The sequence below is a fragment of the Nocardia blacklockiae genome, from assembly GCF_015477355.1.
GTDB classification, from domain to species: domain Bacteria; phylum Actinomycetota; class Actinomycetes; order Mycobacteriales; family Mycobacteriaceae; genus Nocardia; species Nocardia blacklockiae.
The window spans coordinates 134,562-154,495 of the sequence record NZ_JADLRJ010000002.1; the positions used below are offsets into that span (position 1 = coordinate 134,562).

The following is a 19,934-nucleotide window of genomic DNA, read 5'->3' on the forward strand; positions in this document are numbered from 1 at the left end:
TCGGTATGGCCGGCCGCCGGTGCTGCCGTGCGGGGAGCGGCAGCTCCGGGGCCGGGTGAGGTGAGTGGGTGAATGGGTAGGACGTGTAACCGCGGGTCCAGGCGGGTCGGGTGTCAGCGATGCGGCGGCGGGCGCGGTCGAACTGGCGGCGTGGTCGGCGATCGACAGGGACGCGGCGCGCTCCGGCAGCGTCCGTGGGGGCCGGGGTGCAGGTGTTTTGCGAGGGTCATCGCGCGAGCACGCCTCGCGGGCACTGCGGATCGCTGGTGAGCGCGGGCCCGCCGGCGTTGGACCAGCCAGTCGTGTTGGCTGCGGCGAGACTTCTTGGTGGTGCGGAGATCTCAGTGGCGGCGACGTGCTCACGGACCAGGGCGTGGTCACGCAACGCGAGGCGGTGGACGATCAGTGCGCCGTACCCGCGGGTTACCAGCACGACGGGGATACCGACGGCACGCACCAACTCGGCCAGATCATCGGCGATCCGATCCAGACTGGTCTGCGGGCGTGGGGGCAGCCGGAAATCGGATGTCGTGTCGAGGAAGAACGTCACGTGCAGCTGGCGGACGCGGGCGGGCAGGCGGTTTCGCAGCAGCGCCGGAAGCAGGCCTGGCCACGGGGTGGTCGTGACGCCGATGACAATGGCGGGAAGGGGACGGCGGGCGCGGCCGGGGCGCTTGGCTGGGGGCGCTGGGATCACGTGTTCTCCGTTCTCGGTGGGCCGGGCGTCGCGGTGCGGGAAGCGTGGCCGGTATCGATGCAGTGCAGATCCAGCAGCGCCTGTGGGTTCGTGCCGCCAGCGAGGAGGTTCCAGCGGGCGTGCGCGGCCAGCCAGCCGGTATCGGCGAAGCGCAGCCTGATTCGATGCTGGTACCGGGATTGGTTGTCGAGCAGCCGGGCGCACGCGTGGGTGAATGAGTGGCGATCGTCGTCGTGGATCTGCGGCAGTTCTTCGCGCCATCGGTGCAGTGGCGGCGGGCCGGGGATCACCCACTCGTGAACGAGGCCGGTGCGCAGGTCGACCAGCCCGATGGCGTGCCCGGGCGCCACCGGTAGGTGCCGTACCAGATGCGCGGTGATCGGCTCGACATCCGGTGCGGTCGTGTCGATTCGGTGGACGACGGCCCGGACGATGTCGTCGGTGACGCGATGAGCCACGACTCGCAAGACATGGCGGGTACCGCGGACGATTCCTGTGCCGATCCACGTGGTGGCGGGGGGCCGGTCGCCGAACAGCTCGAGCAGTCCGGGCCGGGGGTGCAGGTCGAGGTGCCGCACAAGGTCGGGAAGGATGCGGGTGGCGGCGGGGGGCGCGCCGAGTAGTTGTTCGAATGCGGGACTGGTGGTGGCCACGCCGGTTCGGGGGTTCCAGGTCAGGGTGGCCGCTGCTGGTCGCTGTGGCGGGTGGAGTGTGCGTGGTCCTGCCCAGGCGTGGACGGCGTGGACTTCGCGGTCGGGGCCGAGGACCGGCACGGTGAAGCAGCGCAGCGCGACGCCTGACGGCAACGCCACGGTCCGTGTCTGGGGCCGCCGCGTCACCACCGATCTCGCCACAGTGGCGGCGATCTGCTGCTCCAGCGCACCGGTTCCCGACATCCGGGTGCGGCCCAGCCGACTGTGTGCGCGGGGCCGGACACCTTCGGCGATCACCGAATGGACCGAATCGACGAAGGTGTCCACCAACACCCAGGGGCTCACCTCGGCGCGCGGAACCCTTTGTCGCGAACTGGTTTTCGGCCTACCGGGCCGGGAGTCGTTCATCGCCACCACCGTCCGAGGGACTGGAGTGCCGACGGGCCCGGATTCGGAGCGGATGCTGCCGGGCGACACTGTGGGCAACCTGATCGTCCGCGCGCACACCGTGGTTGATGTCCGGCGATGGCGAACGCGACGTTTCCGGCCGTCGTGATCATCGCAATCACGGGGCCTGCGATCGTCGCTAACGTCACGCTGGTCACGAGGTCTCCCGCAGCGGTGAGCGCGCGGGCGGGTGCCACGGCGTGGTCGAGGGCGTGGCGGGGACCAGGACGAGGTAGCCGGGCCGGCACGGCGGTGTCGGCTCGGGTGGTGCGGGGGTTGTGGCGATCCAGGCCAGCACGGCGACGGCCACGAGCGCGGCCAGGCTCGCGAGAAGTTCCAGCAGGGCGCGTGCCCACATGGGCCTGCGGTCGTCGAATGCTGCTGGTGAGGTCCGGGCTGTTCGCATGGGGTTATCGATCGCCGGTCCGGTGCCGGTGGATCCGGGACAACAGCACGCTCGTCCAGCGGCGCGGCCGATGCAGGGCGCGCCGGTAATCCGGCGCGGGGATGATCCCGTCGCGGGGGTGGTCGGTGGACAGATCCGTCCAGGCCCCTTGGGTGAGGTCGCGGGCATGCAGCGTCGCGGTGACCGTAATGCCTTGGCTGGACAGTGTTCTCGTGAGTGCATCGAGCGGTGCAGTGGCCCGGGCGAGATCACTCACGGTGCCGACCACGATCACCACCGTCGTCACGACATCCCGGCCGTGCAGGTCCGATACGGTTCGGGAGTCGCAGATGCCGCGAAAGGCGCTGGCGGCGATCGTGCCGTCGGCGCGGAATCCGACGACGGCGACACCCGCGTCCTGGCGGGCGATCGCGCGGGCTTCGACGAGTGCCGCGGTCTTCGGGTCGTTTACGTCGCGGCTCACCGGGGTGCGCCTCCCGGCGCGTCACGGCGGGGGTCGACATCAGCCTGCGAGGCGCGGCGCACCGCGGTCAGCGGCGCGATGACCATATCGCCGAGCGTGACAGCAGCGACCGTGTCGCCACGTTCGCGCGCCGCGCGGGCGACCGCCGTGACAGCGGCAATCACCTGCCCTTGCAGCAGGCTTTCGGTCATCGAATCGTGGGCGCCGAGGTGCCCGAGGACCAGCGCGACGTGGCCGAGGTCGCAGGCCGGCGCGGGCCGGGTCGGGCGGTGCCGCGCGCCGGGGGCAGATGCGTACCGCGCCAGGGCTTCGGCGGCGAAGGCCAGCGGTCCGGGGGTGCCGAACTCGGCGCGCTGGGACCAGATAGACACCACGCCAACCAGTCGCGCGGCCGCCCACTGCCAGGCCTGCACCTCGTCGGGCCGGTACTCCAGCAACGTGCCTCGGAAAAGGTAGGCGTCGTTGAGCGCCCGGATCCACAGCTTCGGCGCGGTCAGCGGCACAGTGTCGCGCGCCACGGGCGGTCGGGAAGACGGGTGCCGCCATTCGGCGAGCGCGGCGATCTCCAATTCCGGACTCTGCAACCAGCCGTTCCGCAACTCCGACAGCCGCACGTCAGGGCCCAGGTCGACATCGCGGATCGCAGGACCCAACCGGCCACGCCGATCGGGCCAGCGCGCGGCGTACCCGACCACACCCGCGGCCGGATCGAAGAACGGCTCGAGGGCGGCACCGACCGCACGGATCCGCCGCACGGCCTCGTCCTCGGTCAAGCTGACCGTCGCCGCCGCGCGGATCGTGCGCCGCAGCAGAAACGCATCCCCGACCGCGTTGCGGCGTTCGATCGCCGTCAGCGCCTGTTCGGCGTGGCAGGCGGCCACCTCGTCCGAACTCAGCCCGTACAGGAACATTCGCGGCCTGCTCACTGCGAACCCCCCTCACCGAGCGCGAGATCGCGGGCCGCGGAAGCGAACCAATCGGCCACCTGCTGACTCGCACCGTTCGCGGCATACGACGTATGCGCAGCAACGGTGGTCGCGATTCGCGCCCAGGTAGCCGGATCGGCCAGCGCGGCATTGTCGGCCAGATTGGCGGCGATCGCAGCACCGACTTGCCCGGCCAGCCGGGGGATCTGCGCAGGATCGGTGACCACCGCAGCGACCGCCTCCCCGAACTTGGCTGCGACCGCCTGCTGTTGGTCAGACGTCGGCATCGGCTCGCGGGGATCAGCGGCGTCCGCAACGCGTTCGGAAAGCGATTCGGCCGGGACCAAATTGACCTGTCCCTGATCGACATGCAGGTCGTCCAGAACGACTGTCGTCGATGCCTTGCTCGCGGCCGAGGACCATGCCTCACCGAGCGAATGAGCCGCCGAGATCGGGTCACGCAGATCGGCCTGGGCTGCCAACCCCGCCGCGGCGCGGAATGCCTGCGCGTTCTCCGGCGCGTCGCAACTGAGATCACCCGGAGTGCAGATCTCCGCGACCCGTCCGGTCAGGTCACCGAAACCTTCGGATTCCGAACCGATTCCGCCGCTCGCCGGCACCGGGCCGAAATGGATCTGAGTGGTGGCGGCGCCGTCAGTGCCGGGCACCGGGTCGGGTGATGTCTGTCCGGGGCGCCCGGGAATCGGGTCCGGCCCGTAGGGTCGCGTCCAATCCGACAGCAACGCCACACCCGCAACCTGGTCAGAGTTGACCGGACCCTGGCCGGCACCTACTCGGCGCGCGAAATCCGCTGCGCCCCCGGCACCTTGGGAATACGCGGCTACAGCGATACGCGTTTCGGGACAACGCGCGACCACGTCTGCGGCCGCGGCGTCCAAGCGGTCACCGGCTTCGGTGACCGATGCGGCGAACGACTCCGTGGATGGCCCGGTTCCCGGCGCACCGCCGAATCCGGCCGGATACGGGATCGTGGCATGCCCGATGACTCCCTCCTGGGCCAGCATCGGGCCGAATACGGTACCGATCATGCCGGAGATGGCGGACGGGTCTGCGGCGGAGCTCGATTCGGATGTGCCCTGCACCCCGAGGACATATAAGTCGGGGCACGAGATGTTCGCAGTTCCTGCGACCTCGTCGGCTGATGCGGTCCCGCCGACCGCCAGGACGGCAGCAGCGCAGGCTAGCGCGCTCCACATCGACCAGCGGATGCTCAGGCACACGGGGACTCCCGTGGCGAAGCGCTCTCGGGCGTCCCTGTCCGGGTGCGCTGTGACGGATCTATGTTCTCGGACGGCAATGCGTTTCGATGGTGGCAACGGGGATCCTCGCGAATCAGCCCCGCACGACCTCGGGATGCTCGCCCAGCTGGCTCGCCTGGATCGACGGCACCGGGGCCTGTGGGGTTCGCGCAGGCGCGGCGGCTCCGGCCGCACGGATGTTCCGTCGTGCGGCCGTGGGGGGAAGCTCGGTCTCCCGCGCTGCAATGCGCCGACCAGCGCATGCGGGGTAGACACGAATCGGCCGGGAGACTCCGGCCGATGAATCAGCTGTGGGTGTGGGCACGACCCTCGCGTACCGAGGGGGTTTGTGGAAGGAGTACGCGAGGGCCGGCCGGCACCTGCCGGCACGCTGTAGGTGCTACAGCAGCGGCAGGATGTACGAGGCCACGTTCACCGCGACCTGCGCGACGTACGCGACGGTGTTGATGACGGCCAGGCCGATACCGATGACGTCCATTTCCCTCCCTCCCGGTCTCTGTGCCGGATCGGTTCCGGCGCATCTACTGGCCTCATGAACATTAACGCCGACACCTTCCGAAAACAACAGTAAATTGGAAGGTAATGGAAGTTTTTGTTGCGTTACCGTTGGATGATCGTTGTGTGCCAGGGTCGATCCGGAAGTGAAAGCATGCAGAGCGGAAGGTTCGGGCGTGATTGAGACACCACCACTGGACAGCTTCTGGTCGATGCACGGCTACGAGTCGCCTACAATCACTGCGGTGGAAGACAAGGCATCGGGCATGGGAACCACGCCGACGAGCAAGGGGGCCAAGCTCAGACAGCGTCGCGAACGTCTGGGTCTCAGTGTGCGAGCGGCCGCGAGGAGCGCCGGTATTGCGCACACCACGCTGCGGGACTACGAAAGCGACAAATCGGTGCCTACGCGGGGAGCGGTGTTTCCCGCCCTGGACCGCGCCTACCAGTATGTGGAAGGCTCGGTGTACAAGTGGTACCACGAGGACGTGGAACCAGTCGAAGAGTCGGGGCAGGCAGTGCCTCCCCCACTGCCGACGGAGGTCTTCCCAGTTGCACTGCCGCTCGAGAGCATGATCGCGTTGATCGAGGCCGACCAGGATCTTGAGCGCATCGCCGCCGAACGAGGCGACGAGAAAGTGCTCGAAGTGCATCGTCAGGTATCCCTGTGTGCCGATCGGCTCCTGCGCGCGTGGATCATCGCCCAGGTCGAGGGCCGGCGCTCAGCAGGGATCAAGGAGGATCGGGTCATCGAGATGTTGCTCAGCGACAAACTGGCCCGCCGTCCGCACACCGATAATCCGCAGGATCAAGACGACCTGGACTACCTGCGCTATCTGCTCGGCCGTACCGAGCATCTAACTCAAGAGCAGCAGGACCGCTATTCTGAACGGTTCGCCAATCGCACCAAGGGGGTTCGATAGATGCTGACGCTCGAGATCAAGTTGAATCGGCTGTTCGAGTTGCTCCATGAGCGTGGCGAGCCCGAACGCAGTACCGACGAGGTCGCCCGGGGAGCATCGGAACGGCTCGGTCGCACAATCGATCCGGCGATGCTCGTCGCGGCGCGTGCCGGGCAGCTCACCGAGCTGCCCGACGATGTCGCCGACGCGGTCTGCGCCGAGTTCGGTTCCGAGACTCACTATTTGCGTAGCGGTGAGGACGCTGAAACCGTCAGCCAGGACTTGACGTTCCAGATGTGGATTCTCATCCGCGACCTCGGCTTGCACCGGCTCGCCGCCCGCAGCCACGAATTGAACATCGACGGCCTGCGCGCGATCGTCGCGATGCTCGACGAGATCAAGCAGAAATCCTTGTCGCCCAGTCACATTCACGACCGTCGCACCGCCTGACTTGCCGCAGGCTTGCTCGCTGCCCGCGCAACGGCACCCGCGGCCCACCACAACCGCAGCAGCGTGCGTTCTTCGGGCAGAACAGGCATTGCCGCGACGGACACATCGTCCAGCGCCCCATTCGCGCGGCGCTGGAGGATCGCTCGGCGGACTGCGACGATGTCGTCCAACGCTTTACGGTCGCCGTCATCGACGGCGAGGGCGGTGATGGGGTTACCCGGATGGTGCGGGACCACGGGCACGGTGCTAGCGATGATCTGCCAAGCGTCCCGGATCTCGATGCGCAGTCGTTCCAACCGCTCGACCGGTGTCGATCCCCATCGGTCCCGAAGCCGCAGCGACAGCACCACGCTCGGTGCCGCGGAGGTCAGTTCCCGCCAGATCGGATACAGCCGAATCCTCAGTACCGCGCGTTGCAGTCCCCGGGCGCACGACGGCACGACCATCAACGCCAGCACGGCCCCGATCATGAGCTGCGGCTCGCCTGACGCCAAACCGTCGGAGATCACGCTGTAACCGCTGCGGGCAAACTCCGGCGCGACGCCGGAGGCGCTGAGGCCGGCGAAGAACACGAACAGCACGATCGGCACGATGCTGAGGACCGCCACGATGAAGGCGACCGCCACGGCGAGCAGCTCGCGTTGCGCGGTAGCGATGTGACGCAGACTCAACATCGTGCGGATCTGGTAGACGGACACAATCACCGGCAGCACGAACAGCAGTGCGAGATAAGCACCCCAGCGCCAGCCTCCGTAGTCGGCGATCGAGATCCCTTGCGCCCGTGCAGGACTGCTCAGTAGAAGAAACGCAACGCCCACCGCTGCAGCGAAGAAGGCGGTCGCCCGGAACGGTGCCTTGTAGCGGATGGGGCCGAATTCCCTTATCAGCAGCCAGATCCCCATTCCACACGTCCACGACAGCACCTGGGTCCAGTGCCAGAGGTCGAATACCACCGGAAGCCCGCCCGGGACGAATCGCGCGAATCCCCGGCCGATCGAGGGCTCCCGCATCAAGACACCGATCGCGCATACCAGCTGCATCATATTGACCAGGTGATCGACCTCGGATTCGCGGCGGACCAACACAATTCGCATCACCGCAGGGACGACCATGAGCAACATCGCCGGGATCGTGATGTAACCGGGCAGGTAGTCCGGTGGCCACATCAGAAGGCCTTCAAGATGCCGTCACGCCGCGGTCCACGGGTGCGAACACGCGTCCGCATCATCGTCGCGAACAGTTCCGCGGAATACTCGTCGGGCGGGTCGTAACTCGAGGCACCACGGAACCCGCGCACCGCGGAACCAGCGACCAGATCTTTCTGAGCGAGAAGCCCACCCAGCTGCCCCACCAGCGGTGCCTCCTGCCCGTGATCGAGCAAGATGTGGCCGAGTTCGTGCAGCGCGTCGTGCGGATCGGACATGTTCCGCAGAAACAGGACGTCGTGGTCAGCGTAGGCGAGCCACATGCCGCACAATCCTGCCGGCGCCACCTCCGGCAACGGCAACCTGTCGATACGTCGGCCTCGCAGGCGCTCGACCACGGCGAAAAGCTCGTCGACCGTGTAGTCGCCGGGCAGATCACGGTCGAGACGGTCGACGAGAGACTGCAACTGGGCACGGATTGAGGACATTCTTCTCGGTGACATCACCCAGCCCCTCATCTGCCCACGGCGAGGTGCCAACCAGAGCCCGCGGGCCAACGGGTCACGCCGCGACGAGCCGGTGCGGCACGTTCGCCCATCGGCAGTGGTCCGAGACGGTATTTGAAAGTTGTACTATTCATGGCTGGCCTCTCCCCCGAGTACCTGGCGGTATGACTTGAGCTAGCACGATCGATGATCTCGACCCCGGCGCTGGGACCGCGTCACCTATGCGGCAGTTAGGTGTCGGGCCGCCACCACAGCGAAGCGCAGAGGCCCGTGAACAGCTGCCGCCGATCATGGGACGGTCCAGGGTAGACGACGCCTGGCGACAATGCCATCGCCTCCGGCCAGACGGAGCCCAGCCTACGGTGACGGGCCCGCAACTTCGTCACCAGTCGCTCCGAACAGTCTGCACCGCAAGGCTTTACGACCAGAACGCAGGCGTCGAGCGCCAGCTCATCGCCAATGACCGGACACGGCCGGCCACTGTGTGCGCTGTCAAACTTCCGCCCCGCAGGCCCGGTCATTTTGCCCCCCACTTCACGCGATCGTCAGCGTGTCCGCGCCCCAGTCGATGACCTCCTGGACCGGCTCGGCCCCCAACGGTCACGCCCCAGATGATCTGACCGAAAGTTTTCTTTGAAAGCTTTCACTTGTCAACTGTTACAACGAGTTACATCGGAAAGCTGTGCCTGTCGACCGGCTGACGGACCAAGCGATCGCACCGGCCCAGGGCCGGGCGCCCCCGGGCTGATCGACCACTTCGGCGGGCCGATACGGGTTACCGAACCATGTCCGGACCGGACTATCCACGACGTAACAGGCATGCGTCATGCGAAAGTGCAGCTTTGGCCTGCGAGGCTCTTTCCAGTTCCGGATGCCTGAATCCGTCGCGAGCATTTCGACTGCTCGGGGGCATTCACCGCATTTCGACCGACGAGTAGTCGAGGCTCAAGCCGGCCCAGCGCTGAATCCGGCTGCTAAGAACGGGGGCCAAACCGCCCAACGCCACCGCGATCCGCATCTCCCATGGAGCGACGACGAGTTCCCCCACGTCGTCCCGAATCGCTCGGACGACAGCGTCCCCCACGCGCGCCGGTGGCAGCGCACGAAACCCACGCGGCAGGGCAAGCCCACTGTCGGCGAACATCCCCGCTTCGCTGATGAAACCCGGCTCCACAATCGATACCCCGACACCGCTGCCACGCAGATCCTCACGCAACGCCAACGCGAAACCACGCAGGCCGAACTTCGTCCCGTTGTACACGGCTGTGTCCCCTGCCAGCATGCGGCTGCCGATGGACCCGATGAACACGATATGGCCGTGCCCGCGGGCACCCATCGACTTCGCAGCAGCGCGTGCCATCGCCATCGGCGCACGCAGGTTCACCGCAATCGCATCATCAAGATCATCCGATCCGAAATCCGTCACGTGCCCCGACGCAGGCAGACCCGCGTTAGCGACCAGCACATCAACTGAGCCAATAGCTTCGAGGACCTTGGCCAGACCGTCACCGCTGCGCAAATCAGCCTGGATCGACTCGGCGGCCAGTTGCGCCGACACCCGTTGCAGCGCCTCTTTTCGCCGCCCGGTCAGAACCAATCTCGCGCCGGAGTCTTTTACCGACTTCGAGATCGCCTGTCCGATCCCGCCCGTCGCGCCGGTGACAAGCACCTTGCGATCCCTGAGCTGATACCTGCCATCCACTGCCACGCCCCCCTTCTTGCGGTCTGCTCGGCACGTCGACCACGGCGGACTACAGGAACCAAGCCGAGCCCACGACCCTCCGACGACGTACCACCTGGCCCGACCCTCGACAGCAGAGCAGATCAAGTCAATCGGCGGCCAACGAGTGTGTCAAGACCGACGGCCCTGTGCCCGGCGGACCGCACCCTCGCATAGCCGCCGCGTCGAGCGAATAGACAACGCAGCCACACCACGGCGGAAGTTTTGTTAGGTAGACACACCACATCTTGGTGTTTAAGATCCTCGGACAACCCGGCTGACCCTCGCGAGAACGCCCCAGTTGCCAATCCCGGCGCAGCACGGCCAGCTCGAGACACCAAGGAGGGATCGTTGCGCCACCCAGAACGAACCCACCCCGAAGTGCATCCGACCGTCAGACCCGACTCACACTCCACACCAGTAGCGGCAGCCGAGAACCGACCAGCGCGCCGCAAGCCGCCGCCCCACCGACAGCAATCAGCCAGCGAACTCGCCGCCTCTTGTTTGAGCCTTGCACTCCATGAAGGGTTCACATGTCCACTACCGAGCCGACTTACCTAACCCGAGCAGAGGTCGCTGAACGTCTACGGCTCAAACCGAAGACGTTGGCCAACTGGGCGAGCGCGGGCAAAGGGCCGCCATGCATCCGTCTCGGCGGTAGGGCAATCCGCTACCCGCGCAAGGATTTCGATGCCTGGGAGCGAACCCAACCTCGCACGCACTGAACAAAGGAGGCGACATGCCGCAGGAAGCCCTGGAACCTGGAGCGGCACCCGATAAACATAAGCTCAGCCCAACGAAAGGCGCGGACGGCATCTGGAGACTGAGCCGAGTAAGGCACCGCGCCCTCAACGGCGACTATGTTCGCAGCAGCGGAAAAGGACGCACCCAGAAGGAATGCCTCGACGATTTCTGGCGCAGCTTCGAGAAGAACAACACCAAAGGCAGCAATCGACGCAGGCGTTCCCCGCGCAGGCGATTCGCACTGACGGACAAGATGGTTGACGTGTTCGACTACTGGCTGGACCTTCAAAAGGCCCGAGTCGACAAGGGGGAGATCGTCAAACGCACCTACACCAACTACAGCAAGGGCATCAAGCCAGCCCCCAAGACCGCGAGAAACCGAAAACCGAACGCCTACAAACTGGGGAGAGAGTACAGGGGACTCACGATCGCTGAATCGTGCGACCGGCTGGAGATCGTGGACTACCTGGACGAAGTCTTCGAAGTAGCCCCCAACACGGCGATGCTCCACCATGTCATCCTCAAGAGCGTATGGAAGATGCTGATGACCAACGCCCCCATCGAATCGAACCCGATGCACGGCATACCGCAGCCCAAACCCGGAGGCTACGAACCCCGCGCACTGGTGGGCGCCGAGCCAGCAGGCATACTGCGCTCCATCACCCGGTGGCTCGAATATGGCTACAGCCCCAGCGAATATCTGCCCTGCTACTACCTGCTGATGCTCGGGACAGGCATGAGACCTGCCGAGGCCCTAGCCGTACGTTGGGTTGACATCCTCGATCTGGACGAAGAGCGCGCGATCATCCACATCTGCGGAACTATCGTCGCAGACCCGTTCCACAGGCAGAACAAGCGCAAGCGCGGCCCAAGTTACTACGTAGTGGCACCGAGATGGCTCACGCGAATACTGCGAGCTTGGAAAGAGTTCGACCAGCCGGTGACTGAGGAGCAGGCCATATTCCTGCCGCCCTACGGCCATGGCGATTGGCTACATCCCTCCACTGTGCAACGTTCTCTCGAGACCTTCCGCGGTGACGAGTTCGAGTGGTTCACCTGGACAAACCTTCGGGACACCGTAGCCACCGTTGTTGCTGTGGAAACCGAGGACGACGACCGGGCTAGCGCGCAGCTGGGCCATTCTTCGGCTCTCCGCCGGACGATCGCGCAGCGGCACTACATCGACCCAAAGGGCCGTCCGATCAAGCCTGTCGACAACGCCGATGCACTCGAGACCCTAGGCTTGGAATGGACGCCGACCAAGTACCGCAAGCACCGAGCGTGGATCGACCGACGAAGGGGAACGGTTGGAACAACGAAAGTTGGAGCAAAGTTGGAAAAAGTTGCTTCCTAATAACAGCCAGATGGAGGAAAAGGCTCTTGACCAGCGCAGATACCAACTATCGCATCGAACACGACACCATGGGCGAGGTCCGCGTGCCGGTGAACGCGCTGTGGCGCGCGCAGACCCAGCGGGCCGTCGAGAACTTCCCGATCAGCGGCCGCGGTCTCGAGCGCGCCCAGATCCGCGCCCTCGGGCTGCTGAAGGCGGCCTGCGCGACGGTGAACAGGGACCTGGGGCTGCTCGACGCGACCAAGGCCGACGCCATCGTCGCGGCCGCGTCCGAGATCGCCGAGGGCCGCCACGACGACCAGTTCCCGATCGATGTGTTCCAGACCGGTTCGGGCACCAGCTCCAACATGAACGCCAACGAGGTCATCGCGAGTCTGGCCGCCGGCAGCGGGGTGACCGTGCACCCCAACGACGACGTGAACATGTCGCAGTCGTCCAACGACACCTTCCCCACCGCCACGCACCTGGCCGCCACCGAGGCCGTCGTGCGCGACCTGATCCCCGCGCTCGAGCACCTGCGGCTGCGCCTGCTGGACAAGTCGGCCGAGTGGCGCACGGTGGTCAAGTCCGGCCGCACCCACCTGATGGACGCGGTGCCGGTGACGCTGGGCCAGGAGTTCGGCGGCTACACCCACCAGGTGCAGGCCGGCATGGAACGCCTGATCGCGACGCTGCCCCGGCTGGGCGAACTGCCGATCGGCGGCACCGCGGTCGGCACCGGACTCAACGCGCCCGCCGGATTCGGCGCGAAAGTCGTTGCGGAACTGCGCAAGTCGACGGGGCTCGACGAATTGTCGGAGGCCCAGGACCATTTCGAGGCGCAGGCCGCCCGCGACGGCCTGGTGGAACTGTCGGGCGCGCTGCGCACGGTCGCCATCAGCCTCACCAAAATCGCCAACGACATTCGCTGGATGGGTTCGGGCCCGCTGACCGGCCTCGGCGAAATCCAGCTGCCGGACCTGCAGCCGGGCTCCTCGATCATGCCCGGCAAGGTGAATCCGGTGCTGCCCGAGGCGGTCACACAGGTGGCCGCGCAGGTGATCGGCAACGACGCGGCGACCGCGTGGGGCGGCGGCAACGGCGCCTTCGAACTGAACGTCTACATCCCGATGATGGCCCGCAACGTCCTGGAGTCGATTCGCCTGCTGGCCAATGTGTCCCGGCTGTTCGCCGACAAGTGCGTCGCCGGCTTGACCGCGGATACCGAGCGGCTGCGCCGGCTCGCCGAATCCTCGCCCTCCATCGTCACTCCGCTGAATTCCGCGATCGGTTACGAGGAGGCGGCCGCGGTGGCGAAGGAAGCGCTGAAGGAACACAAGACGATTCGGCAGACCGTCATCGATCGCGGGCTCATCGGCGAGAAATTGTCCGAAGCCGAATTGGATCGGCGGCTGGATGTGCTGTCGATGGCGAAAGTGGACGGCGAGAATCAATAGCCGAGGCCCACTGCGATGAGCGCAGAAATCGCCGGTCAGCGGGACGTAGGACGTTCGGCGGCGATCCGGCTCGGATAATCCTGCAGCTCGATATCGTTCTTGGCGGAATCGGCATACTTCAGCATCATGTCGAAACCACGCGATTTCAGGAACCAGTTGCGAAGGTGGATCCCGTATCCCCGTTTGGGGGCGAGGAAACGGCCCGGGCTCGCGTCGTCGGTCTTGCGGGAGTAGCGCTTCATGATGTCCTCGTAGCGCTCGAATGCCATGACGTGGTCGCCGTCGGCCAGCGCCAGCTCGCCGGCGAGGACATAGGCGCCGACGACCGCCAGCCCGGTGCCGAATCCGGCGAGCGTGTGACCGTAGGCGGAATCGCCGACGAGCGCAATCCGGCCCCGCACGAAATGCTTCATCGAGACCTTGCTGATCGAGTCGAGGTAGAAGCCGTCCAGGCCGGGCAGTTCGGCCAGCATGCGCGGCACCTCCCAGCCCATACCGGCGAACTTCTCCGCCACGATGCGCCGCTGGGCGTCGATGTCGTCGCGCCCGTAATTCAGTTCCGGCGACGCGAACATGTACAGCTGGGCGGCCTTCGAACCGCCGGTCATCGCGAGTAGTCCCGGGGCGTTGCAGCCGAGCGAGCGCGCCCGCTCCCGCTGACCCTCCGGCATATCCTCCCAGTGGGAGGCGCCCGCGATCGCGTAGTAGTACCCCGAGTGCCGGACGAAATCCTGCTCCGGCCCGAAGGCCAGCCGCCGCACCCGCGAATGGATGCCGTCGCAGCCGACGACCAGATCGAAGGTGCGGGCCGGGGCGTGCTCGAACTCCACGTGCACGCCGTCGGCGGTCTCGGTCAGCGCGGTGACCGTATCGCCGAAGAGGTATTCGCACTCGCCGGCGGTCCGCTGGTAGAGCACCTCGGCCAGGTCGCCGCGCAGGATCTCGATATCCCCGCCGATGAAATCGCCCGGCAGCACGGCCTTTTCGCGGCCGTCCTCGTCGACCATGACCCAGTCGGTCTTGCCCGTCTGCCTCCGCCGGATGTCGTCGAGCACATCGCCCATCCGCTCGAGCACGGTCATATGGGTCTCGCCGGTGAAGTCGATGGCCTGGCCGCCCGGGCGCAGGCCCGGAGCCTTCTCGACGACCGTGACCCGGAAGCCGTAGCGGTGCAGCCAGTAGGCGAGAGCCGGGCCGGCGACGCTGGCGCCCGAGACGAGAACGGTGGTGTTGCGCATGGCGATAACTCCTCGAGTTAACTGCGTCCGACGGACGCTGTTGATGTTTATCAGCGTATGCTGGACGCAGATTCACGTCAAGTCGTTCTTTCGGGAAGGATGAGGAGCATGTCGGCACCGACCACCCTCGAACTGCTGTGGGGCGCCCCGCAACGGCCCAAGCGCGGGCCCAAACCCTCCCTGACGCTGGAGCGGATCGTCGCCGAGGCGGTGGGCCTGGCCGATGCGGAGGGCCTGGCCAACCTGTCGATGCAGCGGCTGGCCGAGCGGCTGGGCTGCGCGAAGATGGCGCTGTACCGCTATGTGCCGGGTAAGGCCGAACTCACCGCGCTGATGCTGGATACGGCGCTGGGCACGCCGCCGCCGAGTGCGCCGACACCATTGCCGCATCCCGATGCCTGGCGCGATCACCTACGGATGTGGACCGAGACCGTCTTCGACCGGATGCGCGCCCACCCCTGGTCGCTCGAGTTGGCCGGCGGCATTCGCCCGATGGGCCCCAACGAGATCGGCTGGCTGGAGAGCGCGCTGACGGGACTGTCCGGATCTGGCCTGACCGGTCCGGAACGCCTCGATACGGTCGTGCTGCTGCTCGGCCACGCCCGCGGCCTGGTCCAGGTGACGCGCGCGGCCGACGAGGACCTGGAATCCCGCCTCGGCGCGGAGATCGCCACGGTCATGGCGGCGCACGCCGACCGCTATCCGGAGGTGGTCGCGGCCTTCGCCGAGCAGGCGACCGGCCCCGAATCGGCCCGCGATAACGCGCTCGCCTACGGCATCGACCGCATCCTCGACGGCCTCGCCGCCCTGATGGCCAGCCGCGCGCACTGAAGCCGATGTCCGAAACAGGGGCCGGAACATGGCCCGACGACCCCTGTGGCGCTTAGAGTCGGACCATGTCCGAGCTACCCGAATTACAGCAGGATGCGATCACCACGGTGCGCGAATTCTTCGCGGCGCTGGAGGTGGGTGCGGTGGACGAGGCACTGGACCTCGTCGACCCCGACATCGTCTGGAAGAACACCTCGCTGCCCGACGTCCGCGGCGCCGGTCGCGTCGGGGGGCTGCTGCGCGGGTTGGACCGCCCGGCGTTCGGCTTCCGCGTCGACATGCACCACATCGCCGCCGAATCCAACGGCTCCCCCGCCGCGGAGGGCAGCACGGTGCTCACCGAGCGCACCGACTACCTGCGCGCCGGGCCGGTCGAGATCGGCTTCTGGGTGTGCGGCACCTTCGAGATCGTGGACGGCCGCATCACCCTGTGGCACGACCACTTCTCCTGGGAGGACTTCCTGCGCGGCACCGCCGTCGGCCTCTGGCGCGCCGTCCGCCGCTGAGCCCCCGCCCGCCCCGGACACCGGCACCCACCCGCGTGGGGCGGGCCTCAGCACTCGGGCCCCGGAAGCGGAGCGCCGGGTGCGACACACGCCGACCTCGCCGCGGCAGCTGTCACCGAGCGTCGGCGCTTTCGACACCGACGCTTCGACGAACGTCCTGTCTCAGCGGCGCAGGTGCTCCAGTTCGGCGCGGGCCGCCTCGCCCTCGGTACCGAAATCGGTGCGGGAGAAGATGTTCCACCGCTCCAGCAGCGGGGCGAAGACCAGCTCGCCTTCCCGGGCCGGGTCGTAGACGCCCGCCGCGGCCAGAACCTCGGTGCTGTTGCGGCCGTCGGACAGCGGCACCTCGGGGATGCGGAAGGCAGCGACCTGGTCGGCGATGGCCCGCACGGTCTGGTCCGGCACCAGGTCGAGGGCGGCGGCGACGAGGTTGGCGAAGAACACCGACTGCAACTCGTCGTCGGCGGCGAGCCGCTCGCTGATCGCGGTCACGAGCGGATTCTCCCGCAGCGCGGCGGTGTTGCGGTGCCGGATCGCGGCGGCCGCCTCCTCGAAGGCGTTGGCGGCCAGCACGTCCAGCAGGTGCAGCGCCGGGCGCCGGAAGCCGGTGGTCATATGCGTCATCCGCATCCGCTCCAGCTCGACCGGGTCGACCGAGCGCGACACCATCAGGTAGTTGCGGATCAGGATCTCGTGCCGATTCTCCTCGGCCGTCCACCGGCCGACCCAGCGCCACCAGGGGCCGGTGCGCAGGTACTTGCCGAGCTCGCGGTGGTAGGAGGGCAGGTTGTCGGCGATCAGCACGCCGACGGTCAGGGCCACCCGCGCCACCTCGCTCAGCTCGGATTGCTCCGGCGCCCAGTCGTTTCCGCCGAGGAAGGCGAAGTTGCGGCCGTCGTCCCAGGGCACGTAGTCGTGCGGCTGCCAACCCTCGGCCGCGGCCGTGTGCCGACGCAGATTCTCTTCCACCTCCGCCGCGAGCGATTCCAGCAACTCGCGATCGGTCAACAGAGTTTGCACCCCGACAACCTACCGAGTCCGCCCGGCGAATGGGAAAGCTACGCCGAACACGCAGACAATCCACAGCAACGGCCCCGGAGACGTTGGGACGTTTCCGGGGCCGGGCGGTGCTCGAACGTTACTTCTCGGTCACCGTGGTCTTGCGGTCGGAGGCGTTCCAGCTGATGGTGCCGCCGGTGAAATCGCTCTCCTTGCCGCCGGCGATGTCCTTCTCGTCGGTGGTCGGGTAGCCGAGCTTGCTGTTCACGCCGCCGCTGTTCTCCCACTCCTGGCGGATGTCGCCCCACACCACGTGCGACCCGGTCTTCTCGCTCGAGCAGATCAGGCCGGCGGTGAACTCCTGGCACGAGCCGCCGTCGGGGCCGCTCACGGCCGCGCCGGTGGGCTCGCCGAGCGTGCCGGTGGGCCCGCCCATCTCGGTGTACTTGGCGAGAACCGGTCCGGCGACCGCGAATTCGCCGTTCTGGGTGGCGATCTTGGTCTCGGTCGCCGCGCCGCTCTGGGTGCCCGTCTCGTGCTCCGAGCTGGAGCCGGGCGTGGTGGTGGCCGCGGACAGGGAGGTGGTGGCCGAGGCGGAACTACTCGAATCGTTGTTGTCGTCGTCGTTGCTGCAGCCCGTGAACAGCAGGGCCGCGGCGGCGATCGTCATGGTGCAGGCAGCCGAACGTCGAGCGAAGTGGTGCATGTCCATCCTCTCGAAAATGGTTGCCGGTGGCGTCACTACGACGCCACCGGCAACTCAGGCCGTTTATTCGGCTATGGTCCGGCGAATCGAAGAGCAAGACCCGAAACCAACGCCGAACAGGTATCCCGTGGAAATATACCCGTAAGCCTGTGAGGTGAAACACATACCAGCGATTTGCTGACCTACGCGTTCGGTCCGTACTCCTCCAGCATCTCGGTGACCAGCGCGGCGATCGGCGAACGCTCGCTGCGAGTCAGGGTGACGTGCGCGAAAAGCGGGTGTCCCTTGAGCTTCTCGATCACCGCCGCCACGCCGTCGTGCCGGCCGACGCGCAGGTTGTCCCGCTGGGCGACATCGTGGGTGAGCACCACCCGCGAACCGCTGCCCAACCGGCTCAGCACCGTCAGCAGGACGTTGCGCTCCAGCGACTGCGCCTCGTCCACGATCACGAACGAGTCGTGCAGCGAGCGGCCCCGGATGTGGGTCAGCGGCAACACCTCCAGCATGCCGCGCGCGAGCACCTCCTCCATGACCTCCGGGCTGGCCAGGCCGTCGAGGGTGTCGAACACCGCCTGCGCCCACGGGCCCATCTTCTCGCTCTCGGACCCCGGCAGGTAACCCAGCTCCTGGCCGCCGACCGCGTACAGCGGGCGGAAGACCACCACCTTGCGCTGCGAGCGCCGCTCCAGCACCGCCTCCAGGCCCGCGGTCAGCGCCAGCGCCGATTTGCCGGTGCCGGCCTTGCCGCCCAGCGACACGATGCCCACGCTCTCGTCGAGCAGCAGATCCAGCGCGATGCGCTGCTCGGCGGAGCGGCCGTGCAGCCCGAACGCCTCGCGGTCGCCGCGCACCAATTGCAACCGCTTGTCCGGCGTCACCCGGGCCAGTGCGCTGCCGTTGGCGCCCAACAGCCGGATCCCGGTGTGACAGGGCAGGTCCCGGACCTCGTCGAGATCGATGACGCTCTCGGCGTAGAGCCGGTCGACGGACTCGGGAGCGACCTCGAGTTCGGCCATGCCGGTCCAGCCCGAGGTGATCACGTCCTGCGCGTGGTACTCGTCGGCGTGCAAGCCCACCGAACTCGCCTTCACCCGCATCGGGATGTCCTTGGACACCAGGGTGACCGAACGGCCCTCGGCGGCCAGATTGAGCGCGCAGGCGAGGATGCGGGAATCGTTGCTGTCGGTGCGGAACCCGACCGGCAGCACCTCCGGATCGGTGTGGTTCAACTCCACCTGGAGGGTGCCGCCCTCGGTGCCGATCGGGACCTGCTCGTCCAGCCGGCCGTGCACCACTCGCAGGTCGTCGAGCATGCGCAGGGATTCCCGCGCGAACCAGCCGAGTTCGTGATGATGCCGCTTGCCTTCGAGTTCGCTGATCACCACCAGCGGCAGCACCACGTGGTGCTCGCCGAAACGCGTGATGGCCCAGGGATCCGATAACAGGACGGAGGTGTCGATGACGAAGGTTTTCAACCCGGTTGTCCGGGTGGTCTGCGAGGCGGGTGCTCCCTTTCCGGAGCGTGCGCTCTGAACAGAGCGGGCTTTCGCCGAGGGAGCGATGACGGAGCGTGCATCAGTCACGGTGGGCTCCTTTGTTGTTCGTACAGCACCCGTACGAACGTTCTCGCTGGGCCGGTCCGCCCTGGGGTCAAAGGACCCGAGGGCCGGGCGCCGGCCCCCTCGCACTGAATTGCTCAGTCACGATCAGGACCTCCCGTACGAGCCACACCGCCGCGGCCCGCACATCCGACGTTACTGCCGATCCGCGATTCCGGCTCCCGAGATCGCAGGCGTGTCGGTGAATATGTCGTTAACGCGCCGCCTGTATACCCAGAAGGGCGAAAGGTCATGCTATGAAACACATCTCATTTCCGGGCCGACTCCACTCGGGACGGAATGGTTAGCGGGTCAATAGCTACAACGTAACCAATACCCGACTGCGCGCCGGACTCCGGGCCGCTTTCACATTCTTCGCCGACTCGGCGACTCATGCCTGCTGTTTGCTGACGCCGCGCGGTCACAGCCGGT

The 19,934-nt window shown here is 66.9% G+C and carries 20 protein-coding genes; 7 read left to right on the forward strand and 13 right to left on the reverse strand.

What is annotated here, in order from left to right; genetic code table 11:
* Window positions 1-226: 226 nt before the first annotated feature.
* From IU476_RS06615 to IU476_RS06640, 6 genes are all read right to left on the reverse strand, one after another.
* Entirely contained in the window at window positions 227-697 is a 471-nt protein-coding gene (locus tag IU476_RS06615) for an alpha/beta fold hydrolase (protein WP_195097810.1), read from the reverse strand.
* Window positions 694-1,683 carry a GAF domain-containing protein gene (locus IU476_RS06620; RefSeq protein ID WP_195097812.1) on the reverse strand — a complete coding sequence of 330 codons (990 nt, stop codon included), beginning with the start codon at window positions 1,681-1,683 and terminating at the stop codon, window positions 694-696. The genes IU476_RS06615 and IU476_RS06620 overlap by 4 nt, the downstream gene beginning before the upstream one ends.
* A 268-nt stretch (window positions 1,684-1,951) precedes the next feature.
* Window positions 1,952-2,203: a hypothetical protein gene (locus IU476_RS06625; protein WP_195097813.1), complete on the reverse strand. Its 252-nt coding sequence runs from the start codon at window positions 2,201-2,203 to the stop codon at window positions 1,952-1,954.
* Window positions 2,204-2,207: 4 nt separating this feature from the next.
* Window positions 2,208-2,666: a hypothetical protein gene (locus tag IU476_RS06630; protein ID WP_195097814.1), complete on the reverse strand. Its 459-nt coding sequence runs from the start codon at window positions 2,664-2,666 to the stop codon at window positions 2,208-2,210.
* Entirely contained in the window at window positions 2,663-3,592 is a 930-nt protein-coding gene (locus IU476_RS06635) for a hypothetical protein (RefSeq protein ID WP_195097815.1), read from the reverse strand. The genes IU476_RS06630 and IU476_RS06635 overlap by 4 nt, the downstream gene beginning before the upstream one ends.
* On the reverse strand, window positions 3,589-4,833 hold the full coding sequence (locus IU476_RS06640; RefSeq protein WP_195097816.1) for a cutinase family protein: 1,245 nt from the start codon (window positions 4,831-4,833) through the stop codon (window positions 3,589-3,591). Before IU476_RS06640 ends, IU476_RS06635 begins: the two co-directional genes overlap by 4 nt.
* A gap of 779 nt (window positions 4,834-5,612) precedes the next feature.
* Here IU476_RS06640 and IU476_RS06645 point away from each other — a divergent pair.
* Both IU476_RS06645 and IU476_RS06650 read left to right on the forward strand, forming a co-directional pair.
* Window positions 5,613-6,290 carry a helix-turn-helix domain-containing protein gene (locus IU476_RS06645; RefSeq protein ID WP_195097817.1) on the forward strand — a complete coding sequence of 226 codons (678 nt, stop codon included), beginning with the start codon at window positions 5,613-5,615 and terminating at the stop codon, window positions 6,288-6,290.
* On the forward strand, window positions 6,291-6,719 hold the full coding sequence (locus tag IU476_RS06650) for a hypothetical protein (RefSeq protein WP_195097818.1): 429 nt from the start codon (window positions 6,291-6,293) through the stop codon (window positions 6,717-6,719).
* On the opposite strand, the gene IU476_RS06655 is transcribed toward IU476_RS06650, so the two are convergent.
* From IU476_RS06655 to IU476_RS06665, 3 genes are all read right to left on the reverse strand, one after another.
* The gene (locus IU476_RS06655) at window positions 6,698-7,840 is read right to left on the reverse strand and encodes a DUF6545 domain-containing protein (RefSeq protein WP_195097820.1); all 1,143 of its coding nucleotides are present in this window, start codon (window positions 7,838-7,840) and stop codon (window positions 6,698-6,700) included. The two genes, IU476_RS06650 and IU476_RS06655, sit on opposite strands and share 22 nt — an antisense overlap.
* Before the next feature lie 44 nt (window positions 7,841-7,884).
* Window positions 7,885-8,370 (reverse strand): hypothetical protein, encoded by a 486-nt coding sequence (locus IU476_RS06660; RefSeq protein ID WP_195097822.1) that lies wholly within the window; start codon window positions 8,368-8,370, stop codon window positions 7,885-7,887.
* Window positions 8,371-9,283: 913 nt separating this feature from the next.
* Window positions 9,284-10,078 (reverse strand): SDR family NAD(P)-dependent oxidoreductase, encoded by a 795-nt coding sequence (locus tag IU476_RS06665; protein ID WP_324193905.1) that lies wholly within the window; start codon window positions 10,076-10,078, stop codon window positions 9,284-9,286.
* Between the two features lie 545 nt (window positions 10,079-10,623).
* Between IU476_RS06665 and IU476_RS06670 the strand changes: the two genes are divergently transcribed.
* The 3 genes from IU476_RS06670 to IU476_RS06680 are packed head-to-tail and all read left to right on the forward strand — an operon-like array spanning window position 10,624 to window position 13,624.
* Entirely contained in the window at window positions 10,624-10,815 is a 192-nt protein-coding gene (locus IU476_RS06670) for a helix-turn-helix transcriptional regulator (protein WP_195097824.1), read from the forward strand.
* Between the two features lie 14 nt (window positions 10,816-10,829).
* On the forward strand, window positions 10,830-12,188 hold the full coding sequence (locus tag IU476_RS06675) for a site-specific integrase (protein ID WP_195097826.1): 1,359 nt from the start codon (window positions 10,830-10,832) through the stop codon (window positions 12,186-12,188).
* 26 nt (window positions 12,189-12,214) lie between these two features.
* The gene (locus IU476_RS06680; protein ID WP_267466400.1) at window positions 12,215-13,624 is read left to right on the forward strand and encodes a class II fumarate hydratase; all 1,410 of its coding nucleotides are present in this window, start codon (window positions 12,215-12,217) and stop codon (window positions 13,622-13,624) included.
* 35 nt (window positions 13,625-13,659) lie between these two features.
* On the opposite strand, the gene IU476_RS06685 is transcribed toward IU476_RS06680, so the two are convergent.
* Window positions 13,660-14,862: an FAD-dependent monooxygenase gene (locus IU476_RS06685; RefSeq protein WP_195097830.1), complete on the reverse strand. Its 1,203-nt coding sequence runs from the start codon at window positions 14,860-14,862 to the stop codon at window positions 13,660-13,662.
* Window positions 14,863-14,970: 108 nt separating this feature from the next.
* Between IU476_RS06685 and IU476_RS06690 the strand changes: the two genes are divergently transcribed.
* The gene (locus IU476_RS06690; protein ID WP_195097833.1) at window positions 14,971-15,693 is read left to right on the forward strand and encodes a TetR/AcrR family transcriptional regulator; all 723 of its coding nucleotides are present in this window, start codon (window positions 14,971-14,973) and stop codon (window positions 15,691-15,693) included.
* A 65-nt stretch (window positions 15,694-15,758) separates the two neighbouring features.
* Window positions 15,759-16,199 (forward strand): limonene-1,2-epoxide hydrolase family protein, encoded by a 441-nt coding sequence (locus tag IU476_RS06695; protein WP_195097835.1) that lies wholly within the window; start codon window positions 15,759-15,761, stop codon window positions 16,197-16,199.
* A 162-nt stretch (window positions 16,200-16,361) separates the two neighbouring features.
* Here the strand turns inward: IU476_RS06695 and IU476_RS06700 are convergent, their stop codons facing one another.
* From IU476_RS06700 to phoH2, 3 genes are all read right to left on the reverse strand, one after another.
* Window positions 16,362-17,219 (reverse strand): acyl-ACP desaturase, encoded by an 858-nt coding sequence (locus tag IU476_RS06700; RefSeq protein ID WP_324193906.1) that lies wholly within the window; start codon window positions 17,217-17,219, stop codon window positions 16,362-16,364.
* 118 nt (window positions 17,220-17,337) lie between these two features.
* Entirely contained in the window at window positions 17,338-17,904 is a 567-nt protein-coding gene (locus tag IU476_RS06705) for an LGFP repeat-containing protein (RefSeq protein ID WP_195097837.1), read from the reverse strand.
* A gap of 182 nt (window positions 17,905-18,086) precedes the next feature.
* On the reverse strand, window positions 18,087-19,379 hold the full coding sequence (gene phoH2, locus IU476_RS06710; RefSeq protein ID WP_228823360.1) for an RNA 5'-3' helicase PhoH2: 1,293 nt from the start codon (window positions 19,377-19,379) through the stop codon (window positions 18,087-18,089).
* Between the last annotated feature and the right edge of the window lie 555 nt (window positions 19,380-19,934).